The organism is Streptomyces sp. NPDC102490 (assembly GCF_044765285.1).
GTDB lineage: Bacteria > Actinomycetota > Actinomycetes > Streptomycetales > Streptomycetaceae > Streptomyces.
The window spans coordinates 325341-339938 of the sequence record NZ_JBIWJU010000002.1; the positions used below are offsets into that span (position 1 = coordinate 325341).

General features: G+C 73.1%; 11 protein-coding genes. 3 read left to right on the forward strand and 8 right to left on the reverse strand.

Annotated features, from left to right (window positions below; all coding sequences use genetic code 11):
- Window positions 1–92: 92 nt before the first annotated feature.
- The 4 genes from ACIRGB_RS04955 to ACIRGB_RS04970 all read right to left on the reverse strand — a co-directional run bounded on the left by ACIRGB_RS04955 (window position 93) and on the right by ACIRGB_RS04970 (window position 6729).
- Complete coding sequence (locus ACIRGB_RS04955; protein ID WP_403858689.1) at window positions 93–2780, reverse strand: ATP-binding protein; 2688 nt, start codon at window positions 2778–2780, stop codon at window positions 93–95.
- Window positions 2781–2789: 9 nt separating this feature from the next.
- Entirely contained in the window at window positions 2790–3317 is a 528-nt protein-coding gene (locus tag ACIRGB_RS04960) for a hypothetical protein (RefSeq protein WP_403858691.1), read from the reverse strand.
- 165 nt (window positions 3318–3482) lie between these two features.
- On the reverse strand, window positions 3483–5099 hold the full coding sequence (gene metG / locus ACIRGB_RS04965) for a methionine--tRNA ligase (RefSeq protein WP_403858693.1): 1617 nt from the start codon (window positions 5097–5099) through the stop codon (window positions 3483–3485).
- Between the two features lie 115 nt (window positions 5100–5214).
- Window positions 5215–6729 carry a VWA domain-containing protein gene (locus ACIRGB_RS04970; protein WP_403858695.1) on the reverse strand — a complete coding sequence of 505 codons (1515 nt, stop codon included), beginning with the start codon at window positions 6727–6729 and terminating at the stop codon, window positions 5215–5217.
- 263 nt (window positions 6730–6992) lie between these two features.
- Between ACIRGB_RS04970 and ACIRGB_RS04975 the strand changes: the two genes are divergently transcribed.
- The gene (locus tag ACIRGB_RS04975) at window positions 6993–9071 is read left to right on the forward strand and encodes a PhoX family protein (RefSeq protein ID WP_403858697.1); all 2079 of its coding nucleotides are present in this window, start codon (window positions 6993–6995) and stop codon (window positions 9069–9071) included.
- A 27-nt stretch (window positions 9072–9098) separates the two neighbouring features.
- Here the strand turns inward: ACIRGB_RS04975 and ACIRGB_RS04980 are convergent, their stop codons facing one another.
- From ACIRGB_RS04980 to ACIRGB_RS04995, 4 genes are all read right to left on the reverse strand, one after another.
- On the reverse strand, window positions 9099–10112 hold the full coding sequence (locus tag ACIRGB_RS04980) for an endonuclease/exonuclease/phosphatase family protein (RefSeq protein ID WP_403858699.1): 1014 nt from the start codon (window positions 10110–10112) through the stop codon (window positions 9099–9101).
- A gap of 84 nt (window positions 10113–10196) precedes the next feature.
- Window positions 10197–10580: an ADP-ribosylation/crystallin J1 gene (locus ACIRGB_RS04985; RefSeq protein WP_403858701.1), complete on the reverse strand. Its 384-nt coding sequence runs from the start codon at window positions 10578–10580 to the stop codon at window positions 10197–10199.
- 44 nt (window positions 10581–10624) lie between these two features.
- Complete coding sequence (locus ACIRGB_RS04990) at window positions 10625–11545, reverse strand: hypothetical protein (protein ID WP_403858703.1); 921 nt, start codon at window positions 11543–11545, stop codon at window positions 10625–10627.
- Between the two features lie 72 nt (window positions 11546–11617).
- Window positions 11618–12103 carry a hypothetical protein gene (locus tag ACIRGB_RS04995; protein WP_403858705.1) on the reverse strand — a complete coding sequence of 162 codons (486 nt, stop codon included), beginning with the start codon at window positions 12101–12103 and terminating at the stop codon, window positions 11618–11620.
- Window positions 12104–12180: 77 nt separating this feature from the next.
- Between ACIRGB_RS04995 and ACIRGB_RS05000 the strand changes: the two genes are divergently transcribed.
- On the forward strand, window positions 12181–13443 hold the full coding sequence (locus ACIRGB_RS05000; RefSeq protein ID WP_403858707.1) for a PP2C family protein-serine/threonine phosphatase: 1263 nt from the start codon (window positions 12181–12183) through the stop codon (window positions 13441–13443).
- A 64-nt stretch (window positions 13444–13507) separates the two neighbouring features.
- Window positions 13508–14575: a hypothetical protein gene (locus ACIRGB_RS05005; protein ID WP_403858709.1), complete on the forward strand. Its 1068-nt coding sequence runs from the start codon at window positions 13508–13510 to the stop codon at window positions 14573–14575.
- Window positions 14576–14598: the final 23 nt, after the last annotated feature.

A 14598-nucleotide genomic window follows, 5' to 3' on the forward strand; every position in this document is an offset into this window, starting at 1 on the left:
CTCTGCAGCGATCTTCGCAAACCGAGGGGCCGGGCAGAAGAGCCGGTCATTCCCCGGCCCCTTGCTGTAGCGAGCGTGTTACGTGGTGCGCCTCAGCTGCCCTGCGGGCGGCGGAAGTGGTAGCCGGGCACGGGACCGAGGCTTTCGTCGCCCACGTCGACGCTGTCCGACCAGTCGCGCCGTTCCAGAGGAGCCAGGAGGGACTCGAGCGTGCAGGACCAGACCTCGCAGAGGGTGCGCACGAACAGGCCGTACAGGTCGTCCGACATGCGCCACCAGTGCTTCTGCCAGGTGAGCGTGGCGTGGTCGCGGGCGAACTCGTAGGCGATGTCCCGATGCGCGGTGGACGGAAACACCTCCGACAGGGGGGAGGTGAAGCCGTACTGAAGGATGAAGACACAGTTGTCGGGGATGCGGACCCGGTCTCCGGACACCCGATGGCAGAGTTCGGGCGGACGCGTCCGCCAGGTGAGGGGCCACCCGAACCCCACGAAGATGTCGTTGCGCCGTCCTGCCCACTCGCGCACGTCGGACAGCCGAAGCACCCCCTGTGACGTCAGGGCGAAGGCGACGTCGTCGGCGAGCGGGTGGAGAGCGCAGTGCAGGATGTAGGCGAGTTCGAGCTGGAGCGAGTCGTCGAAAAGTCCGGCGCCGCGCAGGCGTTGCTCCTGGGTGCGCATCCACTGCCGCATCTGACTCCGGCTGGCGACCAGCGGGGCCTTGTCACGTGATGCCCGGCTCGGCTGTCCGGCGAGGTAACCCGCGAACGAGACCGAGGTGTCGGAGAGAAAACCGTTGACCGTCACCGTGCCCGGGTAGTCACGTTGGCCCTGGTGCAGCATGCTGCTCCACAGCATGGCGATCCCGATGCGCTGCCCCTTGTCGTCACGCACTTCCGTGGCCCTGCTGACGAAATCGTCGCGCATCCGGAGACGGAACTTCTCCTCCCCGGCACGCCCCTTGGCTGCCTGAGGGGGGTACAGGCGGTCGAACACCTCCTCCGGTGACCCGGACGCCAGGGAGAACGGTGCGAGGATCTCCGGGTCGGTGGCTCCCGGCTCCCAGGTGTGCAGGGGTACCGCGTTTTCCAGGACGAGGCGCTGGGCGAGCTGCGACAGCCGTTCGTCGTAGGCCCGGCTGAACAACCCCTTGGACGCGTAGGGGCTGGTCCTGAGCCTGACCCGCACCGTCGTGCCTTCGGGAACCCAGCCCTGGCCGGTGACGGGCGTGAGCAGGGGCCGGTGGGAGGGGCCGTCGAAGGTCAGGCGACGGGCGTCTGCGAGCGAGGCGTCGTAGCGCCGGGTGATCAGCTCCACCTGGTCGCCGAGCAGGAAGACGGAGAAGAAGCCGATACCGAAGCGGCCGCTGGGCCGGAAACCGCCGTCGGCCAGCCCGGGGAGCCGATTGCGCACGCTCGTGGAACTCCAGCCGCTGGTCCCGAAGTCGAGCAGACCGTGGACCAGCGTGTCCTCGTCCATGCCGGTGCCGTAGTCCCGCACCTCCAGGAACCAGTCCCCGTCGTTCTCGGACAGCCGGATCTCCACCCGCCCGAGCGGAAAGTCGGGTTGCAGCGTCTGCCGGGCCAACACGGCGTCCTGGGCGTTCTGAATCAGCTCCCGCAGGGCGACCTCGGGTTCGTCCCCGTAGAGCTGCTGCCCGCCGAGCGTGCCGACCAGGGCGGGGATGTCGGAGACCTTGACGGTCGCATCGATGGGCCGCCAGTCCTGCACCCGGAACAGTTCCGCGAAGCGCTCCGGGGAGTCGACACCGGCGACGGCGCGCGCCGCGAGCCGATCCCGGCCGAGGTCGTGCAGGAGGGCGTCGACGGCCTTCAGCTCGTGATCGATGCCGCGCAGGTACTCCAGCGCCAGCCACCAGGCGGTGGCGTCCTGCGGGGGAAACGGCCGCAGTGAGCTGTAGGTGACCCGGTCGCCCTTCCGGTACGGGCGGCTGATGTGTTCCTGGAACCGCCAGTGCTCGCGCGAGCCGTCCCGCGGCCGCCGCAGGGAGAACAGGAAGCCGGGTGCGCGCCGGCTGTCCACCTGGGTGGCGTCGGCGAGCCGCAGGATGCAGGCCAGTCTGAGCGGTTCGATGATCCACTCGCTGGGCTGCCAGGGCAGGGAACCGATCGGGTGCCGGAACTCCCCGGCGAGACGGTCCACGGGCCACCAGTGACTGGCCGCGAGTTCGCCGATCAGCGGGCCGTACCACTCCCGCAGCTGGAGTTCCTCGATGAGGAAGATCTCGTTCCCCGCGCTCGACCGCCACGGCTGGTCCACCAGCCGCTTCGCCTGTTCCGCGTGGGTTTCGCGGATCGCGGTCGCCACACAGGCCTCGGCGATCCCCGCGGGCGGATCGTCCAGCTCGTCCCGGTCGGGCCAGCAGCCCTCCCGCTCGTAGTAGGCGAGGGACACGAGGTCGTGCCACCGCTGCTCACCCAGGGCCTCGGGCACGGTCGTCCCGTAGGCGGCCGCCCCCATCGCCGCGTCGTGCAGCACGAACGCACCACCCAGGACATAGGCCTCGGCCGGATTCAGGGTGACCTCGTCGCCGCAGACGAGATCGGCCGTCTCCCACAACGCGTCCACGTGGCTGACGTCGTGCACGGTGAAGTCGGGCATGCTGCGGGCGTTCTCCTCCAGGAGGACGGCCGCCTTCCTCCGCAACTCCGTGTACGACGTACGCAGCCGCTCCCGCTGTACGGCGTGCGGGTCGGCGTCCGGACGTGCGGCCAGGGTGTTCTGCCACAGGGTCGTGCTCGTGTGGACGTGCTCGGTCACGGGGGACGGTCACCTCATCGAGGGCAGGAGGAACACGGCGGCGAGCGCCCACATGGTGAGCACCGACACGAGGATGAAGAGCACCACGTACGTCTCGTACCAGCGCAGGAAATTGCCGGGCCGGGGACGCTTGCGGAAGCCGGGCCCGACGATCTCGTCGGTGATGTCGCACTCCTCGTTGCGGTAGTCGATCCAGGCGAGTGCCCCCACCACGATCAGCGTGCCGGTGAAGGCGGCGACCACCGTCACCAGCGTCAGCAGGCCGATCACCCCGCCTCGGGCGGTGTCTGCCGTCAGGTCCCACTTGCGGTACCCGACGAAGAGGGCGAGCGCCGCGGTGACGAGTGCGGTGGCGAGGGTCTGGTAGAGGGCGAGGAAGCGGTGCGCGTTCTCGTTCACGGCGTGGATCTGCTGCAGCAGGTACCGGTAGCGCTCCAGGGCGAACTCGTTGCGGATCGCGGCGGTGTCCGTGGGCGCGTCCGGCCGAGCCTGGTCCGGCTGCGCCGCTTCCGGCCGCACCTGTCCCGATTCCCCCATCGCCCCCACCCATAGGCCTGCCGTCCCCTGACCTATACCCATCCGCCGACGGTCCACCCGACGGCCGCGAAGCGCCACGTCGGACGCACCGGGGACGGTGCGGGCCCACGCTCAGAGGGCCCGGGAAACGATGTTCCCGGGCCCTCTGGACATGCGGCACACGCCCTACGCGGTGGGGTTCTCCTCGAGACGCGGGAAGAGCACCGCGCCCTTGGTGACCGTCGAGCCCGCCGGCAGCCGGCCCCAGTCGGCCGCGTCCTGGACCCTCTGGTCCGCGATGCCGCCGAGGGACGCCTCGGCGCCCAGGGAGTCCCAGAGCTTCTGGGAGGTGTCCGGCATGACCGGGTTCAGGAGGACCGCCACCGCGCGGAGGGACTCCGCGGCCGTGTAGAGGATCGTCGCCAGGCGGGCCTTGCCCTCCGGACTGTCGTCCTTCGCGACCTTCCAGGGCTCCTGCTCGGTGATGTAGCCGTTGACCTGCTTGACGAAGTCGAACACCGCCAGGATGCCGCCCTGGAAGTCCAGCTCCTCGCCGATCTTCCGGTCCGCCGCCGCGACCGCCGTGGCCAGGCCGTCGTGGATCGCCCGCTCCGCGTCCCCGTCGGCCGTCGCGGCCGGCAGCGCGCCGCCGAAGTACTTGTTGACCATCGCCGCCACACGGGAGGCGAGGTTGCCGTAGTCGTTGGCCAGCTCGCTGATGTAGCGGGCGGAGAAGTCCTCCCAGGAGAAGCTGCCGTCCTGGCCGAACGCGATCGCGCGCAGGAAGTACCAGCGGTACGCGTCCACGCCGAAGTGCGAGGTCAGGTCCTGCGGCTTGATGCCGGTCAGGTTGGACTTGCTCATCTTCTCGCCGCCGACCATCAGCCAGCCGTTCGCGGCGATCTTCCCGGGCAGCGGCAGGCCCTGCGCCATCAGCATGGCCGGCCAGATGATCGCGTGGAAGCGGAGGATGTCCTTGCCGACCAGGTGCACGTCGGCCGGGAACGTCGACTCGAACTTCTCCGGGTTCTCGTTGTAACCGACCGCCGTGGCGTAGTTCAGCAGGGCGTCGACCCACACGTAGATGACGTGCTTGTCGTCCCAGGGGACCGGCACGCCCCAGTCGAAGGTCGAACGGGAGATGGAGAGGTCCTGGAGGCCCTGACGGACGAAATTCACGACCTCGTTGCGCGCGGACTCGGGCTGGATGAAGCCCGGGTTGGCCTCGTAGTGCGCGAGCAGCTTCTCGCTGTACTCGCTGAGCTTGAAGAAGTAGTTCTCCTCGCTGAGGATCTCCACCGGCTTCTTGTGGATCGGGCACAACTTCTGGCCCGCGTACTCGCCCTCGCCGTCGAGCAGCTCGCCGGGGAGCTTGTACTCCTCGCAGCCCACGCAGTACGGGCCCTCGTAGCCGCCCTTGTAGATCTCGCCCTTGTCGTACAGGTCCTGCACGAACTCCTGGACGCGGTCGGTGTGCCGCTTCTGCGTGGTGCGGATGAAGTCGTCGTTCGCGATGTCGAGGTGCTCCCACAGGGGCTTCCACGACTCCGTGACGAGCTTGTCGGCCCAGGCCTGCGGGGTGACCCCGTTCGCCTCGGCCGTCCGCATGATCTTCTGACCGTGCTCGTCCGTGCCGGTGAGGTACCACACCTTCTCGCCGCGCTGGCGGTGCCAGCGGGTGAGCACGTCGCCTGCGACGGTCGTATAGGCGTGGCCCAGGTGAGGAGCGTCGTTGACGTAGTAGATGGGGGTCGAGACGTAGTACGCCTTCGCCCCCTGCTTCTCGGTTCCAGTGGCCGCCATGGGCGAAATCCTACTGGGCGCGTGGAGATCGACTCACACGCGTTTCGGGGGGTGGACGGAGGGGTTCCCCTTCGTCCACCCCCCGAGGGGCCGTGCGTGCGGCCGCTGCGCCCGGCTACGGGCGCCAGGTCGCCAGTACGCCCTCGTACAGCTCCTTGTCGGTCAGCTCCTTGGGGGTCTCGCCGGCCAGGAAGTGCGACGCGTTGCCCGTCTTGAGCTTGCGGAGGTAGTCGAACGCCTTGTTCTCCGGGTCACCGAAGGCGACGAAGGAGAAGTGGACGTTCGGGTGGTCCGCGGCCGCCTTGGTGAGGGCCTGGGTGGCGGGGGTCTTGGCGTCGGGGGCGCCGTCGGTCTGGAAGACCACCAGGACGGGGGTGCCGGGGGCGTCGTTCTCGGTGTGATGGGCGAGCACGGCCTCCACGGCGGCGTGGTAGCTGGTGCGGCCCATGCGGCCGAGCGCCGCGTGCAGCTCGTCGATCTTGTTCTCGTGGTCGGTGAGGGTCAGCTCGCCGGTGCCGTCCACTTCCGTGGAGAAGAACGTGACGGGGACCGTGGCCTCGGGGTCGAGGTGCGCCGCGAGGGCGAGGGTCTGCTCGGCGAGGGCCTGGGCGGAGCCGTCCTTGTAGTACGGGCGCATGGAGGCGGAGCGGTCGAGGACGAGGTGGAGTTTGGCGCGGGCGCCGGTGAGGTGGTGCTTTTTGAGGGCGGTGCCTGCTGCCTTGTAGGCGGTGGTGAGGGCGGGGGCGCGGGAGCGGAGCGCTGTGGCGGGGGTGGCGGGTTTCGACGCCTCGGCTTCGCCTTCGGCGTCCGTGTCCCCACGGGGTGCCTCCGGCTGGTCGGTGGGCTTCGACGCCTCGGCTGCGCCTTCGGCGTCAGTGTTCCCACCCGCACCGCCCGTGCTGGTTTCGTCGTCGGGTGCGGGTGGCCCCTGCGGGGCGTCCTCGCCATCGGCGGCTGCCGGTCCCGGGGTGCCGGCCGACTCAGCCTTCGGCTCCGCCTCGGCTTCGGGCTCCGCCTCGGGCTCGGGTTCGGGCTCCGCCTTGGCCTTCGGCTTCGCCTCGGTCTCTGCCCCGGCTTCGGCCTCAGGCTCTGCCCCGGCTTCGGGCTCGGGCTCGGGCTCTACCTCGGCTTCGGGCTCGGCCTTGGGCTGTGCCTCAGGCTCCGTCTCCGGGTCGGTCTTGGCCTCGGGCTTCTGCTCCGGCTCGGGGGCTGCCCCGGCTTCCGGGGCCGTCTCGGCTTCCGGGGTCGGCTTGGCCGCCGGGGGCGCCGTCTCGGCCGCGGGGGTCGTGTCCGGTTCCGGCGTCGGGGTGGGCTTCGGTTCCGGGGGTGAGGTCGGCTCCGTGGGCCCGGTCGTGCGCTCTGTCGGCTTGGGGACTGTGACGTTGGCGAAGGCGGCCTTGACGAGGTCGTGTTCGTCGGGGGTGGGTTCCGAGCGGGGCTCGGGGATCTGGGAGGACTCCGGCTGGTCCGGGGTCCCGGCCGGCTCCGGGGGCGCGGTGGGCTGGGACGGGAGCTTCGGCTCCGGCTCGGTGACCGGCGGTGCCGTCTCCTGCGTCGCACCCTCCGTCTGTGCGGTCCGTTCCTTGCGTGAGCGGCCGAACGCGTTCCGCAGGAGAGTGAGAATGCCCATGTGCGCAACCCTTCGAGTGAGTTGGTGCCGTCAATCCCTGGCCAGGACGGACACGTAAGGTTAGCGGGCCCGGCTTGTGATCTTGTGCAGGGTCTGGCACGCGGGCGGCGGCGCGTCAAGGCGGGATCGAGACGTAGCCGCAATTCCCCGGCGGATTCCTCGGGTTCACCCTGCGTTCACCGCGACGCCCGGTCCCCGCACGTATGTGCACCTACGGTCGCGCTGACACCAGGGCATACAGGGATTCTCAAGGGGAGAACACAGTGCGCAAGCTCCTGCCGTTGATCGGGACGCCGTCCGGTTCGCATCCTGGCGGCCGGTCCGCGATGACCTGCCGTTTCCGGTGCGGCGACGCCTGCTTCCACGAGGTGCCGAACACCAGCTCCAACGAGTACGTCGGCGATGTCATCGCCGGTGCGCTCAGCCGCCGTTCGATGATGCGTGCCGCCGCCGTCGTGACCGTCGCCGCGGCCGGCGCCGGGGCGGTGGGGGTGGCGGGGGCGCCGTCGGCGCAGGCCGCGCCGGCGGCTGGAAAGGGGCACGGGAAGCCGTCCGGGGCGCAGGGGGCGCGGGGGCTGCGGTTCGCGCCCGTCGCGCCCAACACCGACGACGCGGTGACCGTGCCGGAGGGGTACCGGCAGGACGTCGTCATCCGTTGGGGTGAACCCATTCTGCGCGGGGCGCCCGCCTTCGACGCCGAGAAGCAGACCGCCGAGGCGCAGGCCGGGCAGTTCGGGTACAACAACGACTTCCTCGCGCTGCTGCCGCTGCGGGGCGAGCACGGCCGCCAGCTCCTGGTCGCGAACCACGAGTACACCGACGAGGTGCTCATGTTCCGCGGCTACGACCCCGAGAACCCGACCCGTGAGCAGGTCGAGATCGCCTGGGCCGCGCACGGGCTGTCCGTCGTCGCCGTGGCGGAGGAGAGGCGGAGCGGGCGGCTGACGCCCGTGTCGCGGCACCGGCTGAACCGGCGGGTCACCGCCACCACCGAGTTCCGGCTGACCGGGCCGGCCGCCGGGTCCGACCTGGTGAAGACCTCCGCCGACCGCACCGGCCGCACGGTGCTCGGCACCCTCAACAACTGCTCCGGCGGCACCACCCCGTGGGGCACGACGCTGCACGGCGAGGAGAACTTCAACCAGTACTTCGCCAACAGCAGCCGGGCCACCGACAAGCGGTACGGGATCGGGACCGGGGCCACCGAGCGGAAGTGGGAGCGGTTCGACAAGCGGTTCGACGTGGCCCGGGAGCCGAACGAGGTGCACCGCTTCGGGTACGTCGTCGAGCTGGACCCGTACGACCCCGAGTCCACGCCGCGCAAGCACACGCTGCTCGGCCGGTTCAAGCACGAGGCCGCGACCGTGCGGCTGACGCACGACGGGCGGCCGGTCGTCTACACCGGGGACGACGAGCGGTTCGACTACTTCTACAAGTTCGTCGGCAGCAAGCGGATGCGGCACGGCACCTCCCGCTGGGCGCGCGAGCACAACCTCTCGCTGCTCGACGAGGGGACCCTGTACGTCGCCAAGCTGACCGGCGACTCCCCGGCGATCGAGATCGACGGGGCGGGCACGCTGCCGCGCGACGGCGAGTTCGACGGCGGTGGCACGTGGATTCCGCTGGTGACCGCCACGGAGCGCGGTGCCGTGTCGCACGTCGAGGGGATGAGCGCCGAGGAGGTGTGCGTCTTCACGCGGCTCGCCGGGGACAAGGTCGGGGCCACGAAGATGGACCGGCCCGAGGACATCGAGCCGTCGCCGGCCACCGGCAAGGTGTACGTCGCCCTCACCAACAACTCCAACCGGGGCAAGGCCGGTTACGCGGGCCCCGACGAGGCCAACCCGCGCAACGCCAACAAGCACGGCCACGTCCTGGAGCTGACCGAGCGCGGGAACCGGGCCGACGCCACCAGTTTCGGGTGGTCGCTGTTCCTGGTCGCCGGTGACCCGGAGGACCCGGCGACCTACTTCGCGGGCTTCCCGAAGGACCGGGTCAGCGCGATCTCCTGCCCCGACAACGTCGCCTTCGACGCGCACGGCAACCTGTGGATCTCCACCGACGGCAACGCGCTCGGCAGCCACGACGGGCTCTTCGGCGTGGCGACCAAGGGCGACCGGCGCGGTGAGCTGAAGCAGTTCCTGACCGTGCCGACCGGTGCGGAGACCTGCGGTCCGCTGGTGCAGGACCGGCGGGTGCTGGTCGCCGTGCAGCACCCGGGCGAGGTCGACGGCGCCTCCGTGGAGCGGCCGGCCAGCACCTGGCCGGACGGGCCCGGGAAGATCGTGCGCCCGGCGGTCGTGGCGGTGTGGCGCGCGGACGGCCGGGACATCGGCGTCTGAGCCGTTCCGGAGGGAGCGGGAGCGGGGTCAGTCTTCCGCCGCGTGCAGGGTCAGGTCGACGACCAGCGCGCGGTGGTCGGTGTCGGCCAGGTCCAGGAAGCGGGCGTCGCGCGCGGCGAAGTCCTCGGACACCAGGACGTGGTCGATCTGCGCGCCGAACGCGGGGAGGGTGCGCGCGGGCCAGCTGGGGGTGCGGTCCTCGCCCGCCAGCCGGGCGGCGTCGCGCAGCCCGGTGTCGAGGACGCGGCGGAAGGCGGCGTGGTCCTGCGAGGCGTTGAAGTCGCCGGCCAGGACCGTGGGTGTCCCGCGGTCCGCGGCGGCCGCGTCGCGCAGGGCGTCCAGTTCCTCGCGCCAGAGGCCCACCTGGTCCGCCAGCGGCGGCATCGGGTGGGCGAGCTGGAGCCGTACGGCGTGGCCGCGCACGTCGGCGACGGCGGCGGGCATGCCCAGGGTGCCGGGGACGGCGGGGGCGGCCCGGAGCGGGAGGGCGCTGAGGATCACGGAGCCCTCGGAGCCGTCGCCCTCGACGGCCCGCCGGTGGGGGTAGTCGGCGGCCAGGTCGCGCCGCAGCGCCGCATCACAGGTGGACTCGCACTCCTGTACGAACACGAGGTCGGGTTTCTCGCGGCGCACGGCGGCGATCAGCGCGTCGGTGCCCTGCCCGAACTCCACGTTGGAGGTCAGCACCCGCACCTCGGCGACGGGCGGCCCGGTGGGCTCCCCGCTCTTGCCGTACGGCTCGATGAACCACGCCAGCAGGCCGAGCAGCGCGACGCCCCAGACCGCGCCGGTCCACCACCGGGCGAGCAGCGTGAGCAGCAGCCCGGCGCCGGTCGGCACCAGCAGCCAGGGCAGGAAGGCGAGGAGCTGCGGTACGGGGGTGACGCCGTCGGTGTCGGCGACCCGGCAGCCGACGGCCGCGCTCACCCCGGCGAACAGCAGCCCCGCGCACCAGGCACCGAAGCGCCGTCCGGCGCCGCGGGGCGCCCGGCCGCCGCCGTCCGTCCACGCACCGGTCCCCGTGTCGGTCTGGGTGTCCACGTCCCGGCCTTTCGCTCGCGGTGCGGTGCCCGAATCCTTTCTCAAGGACGGGAGCGGGGCGCCGGAAGTTGCCCGGCGGCCGCCCTACGCGGGCGCGTGGAACTCCCGGACGACCTCGATGCGGCCCACGATGTGCCGGTTGAACTCCGCCAGCTCCTGTGCCGGGACCCACAGCTCCAGGATGGTCTCGCCGCCCGCCCGGCGTACGGGGTAGCGCGCCAGGAAGGCGGTGTCGACCTCGAAGCGGGTCACGTAGCCGGAGCCGGAGGCGGGGACGTTCCAGTCGCGGGCGATGCGGACGGCGTAGTCCTCGTTGAGGACCGGGTAGAAGATCGGCTGCTCGGGCAGGCGCGGGGGCCAGGCCGTCCAGCCGGAGGCTTCGACGAGCGCCAGTTCCTCGGGGCCGGTGGGCCGCCACAGGGTCGTCGTGCGGCTCTCGGTCTTCGTCTCGGGCTCGGGCTCGGTCATGCTCGGCGACGGTAGCCGCCGGGGCGCGGGTCCCGCCAAGGGTTTCAGAGCCGGGTGCGGCTGGGCCGGGGCGATGCGGGCTCGCCGGGGGGCCGCGCGGGGGACCGGTGGCGCGGCCGGCGCCCGTACCGGCCGGTGAGCCAGGAGGCCAGGGCGACCGTGAGGCCGAGGGCGACGAGGAGCCAGGAGGCGGTGCGCAGGGTTTCGGTGAGGGCGTCGTAGACGGCGCCCGCGGCGGGGCCGTCCACCGGGCCGGGGAGTTCCGCGACGGTGAGCCGGCGGCCGACCAGCACGGCGAGGGCGAGCAGGGCGCCGCCGAGGGCGGTGCCGATCCCGGCGGCGGTGACGGCGCGGCGGCGGCGGGCGGCGACGGCGATGCCGGTGACGGCGAAGACGACGGCCGCCAGCGGCAGCCACAGGGCGGCGACGTCGAGCACGTGGTAGCCCTTCCTGAGCCGGTCCGCCTCGCGGGCCGGGAGCACGGTGAGGGCGGTGTGCCGCACCGGGATGCGCCGGGCGAAGGGCACGTGGTCCTCGGCGAGCCGGTCCCGCACGCGTTCGGTGACCGGGGCCAGGTCGACGGTGACCGCGCGTCCAGCGGCGCCGTCGTCGCGCAGGGCGCGCAGCACGGCGGCGTGGACGGTGCGGTTGGCCGCGTCCCAGCCCTCGTGGAAGGCCTCGGTGCGGGTGAACGACCGGGCCGCGTCCCGTACGAAGAGCCGCACGGTGCCGTTCACCGGGCCGGCCGTGGCCTCGTCGACGTATCCGGCGAACCCGGCGCCCAGCGTGTCGGCGGCCGCCTCCCGTACGTCCGGGTCGTCGGCGAGCGGGGCCACGGCGGCGACGTACCGGCGGGTGTCGGCCGGCCCGTGCAGGGCCCAGCCCGCCAGCGTGGCGCACGGTACGAGCAGGCTGGCGAGGACGATCAGGACGGCCGACAGGGCGCCGCGGAGACGGGGGGACACCCTCCCAGGCAAACCCCGGCGCCCCCGCCGGGCGACCGGCGTGACTGCATATGGCCCCCGGGGACGATCCGGTCAGGTGGCGCGGGTGGGGGTGCCGTGCCGGGCCGTCCGCGCCTCCTCGGCGTCCTGGTGGGTGGCGTAGCGGTAGTACAGCCCGGCGGTCACCGCCGCCGCGAGCAGCAGGGACACCAGGACGCAGGTGAACATGGCCACGCCGCTGCCCGAGTACAGGAATCCCAGCGCGCTGCCCGCGAACGCCCCCCACAGCACCGCGTGGCCCTCGCGCGGCAGCCGGTCGGCGACCGCGCGGACCACGTACCACAGGAGGGCGAACGCGAGCACCGTCAGGAAGCCGAACAGCAGGTTCCAGCCGGTGACGGGGCCGCCGTGGCGGCGGATGGACGCGGCCCAGTAGCCGTAGACCAGGCCGAGCGCGAGGGGCATCGCCCACTTCGCCAGCAGGTGGGTGCGCGCGCCGAAGACGTCGGGCGTCGTGTGCCCGGACGCGCCGGTGCGGGTGCCGGTGGACGTTCCGCGTGTGGGTACCGCGTGAGTCATGAGAGCACTCCTCTCGCCTCGCCCCCTCTGCCCCCGTCTACCAGGGCACACCTGGGTCCGCCGGGCGGCAAGTCGGGATGCGGGCCGGTCGGGCGCGTGTTTCGCTGGGGCCCGTGAGGGGTCGTGTCGGCAGCCCGGTGCGCGCCCGGTGGCGGCCGCTCGGTCGGCTCGTGCACGCCGCCGGCCGGGGCGACGCCGTGTCCCGGCACGAGCTGCTCAGTGTGCGCGGCCGCACGGTGGCCTGGGTGTTCCCGCTGCTGCTGCTCCTCGGCATCGGCGTCGGTGACATCACCACCGGCGCCTTCGAGATCATCTCCTGGACCGTGCTGGTGCCGGGCGTCGCCGCCGCGATCTGCGGGGTGCGCGGGACGGCCGTCCTCGCGGCGCTCGCGCTCGGCGTCTACGTCTGTGCCGACACCGTCTGGCAGCACCGTGACGAGACCGGGCTGCCCGGTCTGGTCCTCGTCGTCCTCGGCGGTGCCATCGCCGTGGTGGCCGCCGGGTTCCGGGTCGGCGGGGAGCGGCGCATGCTGCACATGCGGGACATCGCCGACACCACCCGCCGCACCGTGCTGCGTCCGCTGCCGGTGGGCTTCGGCGGCCTCGACCACGCCGCCGTGTACCTCGCCGCGGACAGCGAGGCCCGCGTCGGCGGCGACTTCTACGACATCCAGCCGGGCCCGCACGGCACCCGGGTCCTCGTCGGCGACGTGCAGGGCAAGGGGCTCGGCGCGGTGGAGACGGCCGCCGCGCTGCTCGGCACCTTCCGCGAGGCCGCCTACCACGAGGCGGACCTCGGGACGGTCGCCGAGCGGCTGGAGATCCGCATGGTGCGCCACCGCGCGCACACCGCCGCCCTCGGCCGGGCCGACGGCGACCGGTTCGCCACCGCCGTGCTGATCGGCTTCTCCCCCGGCCTGCCGGACGCGGTGGACGCCGTCGTCTTCGGCCACGAGCCCCCGCTGGCGGTCGGCCCCCGCGGGGTGCGCGTGCTGCCGGTCGTGGGCGGGCTGCCGCTGGGCATGGCCGAACTGGCGCCCACCGGCCGGGCAGGGGCGCCGCCGCCGGTGCACCGGCTGCGCCTGGCCGCGGACGAGACGCTGCTGCTGGTCACCGACGGGGTGACCGAGGCCCGCGACCCCCGCGGGGTCTTCTACCGGCCGGCCGAGGACATCGCGCGCGCCCTCGCCGCCGACGCGCGCGGCGCCGCGCCCGCGCGGCTGGTGGCCCTGGTGCGGGACGGCACGCTGCGGCACTGCCGGGGCCGGGTGGCCGACGACACCACGGTCTTCGCGGTACGGCGGACACCGGCCGGCCGGGAACCGGCCGCCCACGGATGAGTGCCCCGCTGTGCAGCCGCAGCGGTTACCGTGCTGCCGTACGTGATCGACAGGGGGAGGGGACATGCCCGGAACCGTGCTGCTGCTCGCGGCGTCGCCCGTGGGCCGTGGGTGCCTGGTGGACGCCGCCTCCGTGCTCCCCGTGCTCGCGGCGGTGCCGCCCGCCGTGCTCTCCGGCACGGACACGGCGAACGTCGTGGAACTCGCCGACCCGCTGGAGCCGCAGGCGGTCCTCACCCGGCTGCGGGCCGCGGCGGCGGCCCCCGGACCGCTCACGGTCTACGTCGCCGGGCAGCTCCAGCTGGACCGGCGCCAGCGCCTGCCGCACCTGGCGCTGGCCCGCACGACGCCGTCGACCGTCCGCTACACCGCGCTGCCCTGGCACTGGGTCCGCGAGGAGCTGCGGCTGCGGCCGAGCGGCGCGACGACGCTGCTGCTCGATCTGCACGCCGACCGGGAGACCTGGCAGTGGCTGCGCACCAGCCCGCTGGACTCCGGGCGCAACAACGCCGTCTACGGTCGCATCGCGCCGCCGCCCGCCCGGCGGACGGTGGCCGTGCCCTCGTACATGCGGGGCGTCGCGACGATCCTGCGCAGCGGGCACCGGCCGCCGCCGGACGAGCTGCACCAGCAGGCGCTGGACCGGGCCGCGGCCGACACCGCGGGCAGCGGCGCGGACCTGGTGCTGACGGCGCCGGGGCCGGTGGCGGGCGACCCGCACGCCGTCATCGCCGCGGCCGTGCGCTCCGGGCGGCACGGTGACGCCGACGCGCTCGCCGCCCGGCACGAGCGGGCCGCGGCGCACGCGCACGGGCCCGCCTCCGAGGACGCGCTGCACTGGACCGAGGTCCGGGCCGACCTGGCGATGTTCGCGGGGGACCCGGTGCGCAGCTGCCGGACCTGGCTGACGGTGGCCGAGGCCCGGCTCGGCGCCGGGCAGCCCCCGCAGGCGCCCGCCGTGGAGGCGGCCGTCGACCGGGCGCACCACCAGTGGGGGCTGGTCCGCGACGCCGGCCGGGCCCGCGAACTGGGCGCGGCCCTCGCCGCGCTGCGCGGCCGGGTGCCGGGCCGCCGCGAGGGCGCCCTGGACCACGTCCAGCGGGAACTGAGCCGCTTGCAGACCCAGGGCTGAGCCGGCCACCGGCACTGCCGCCG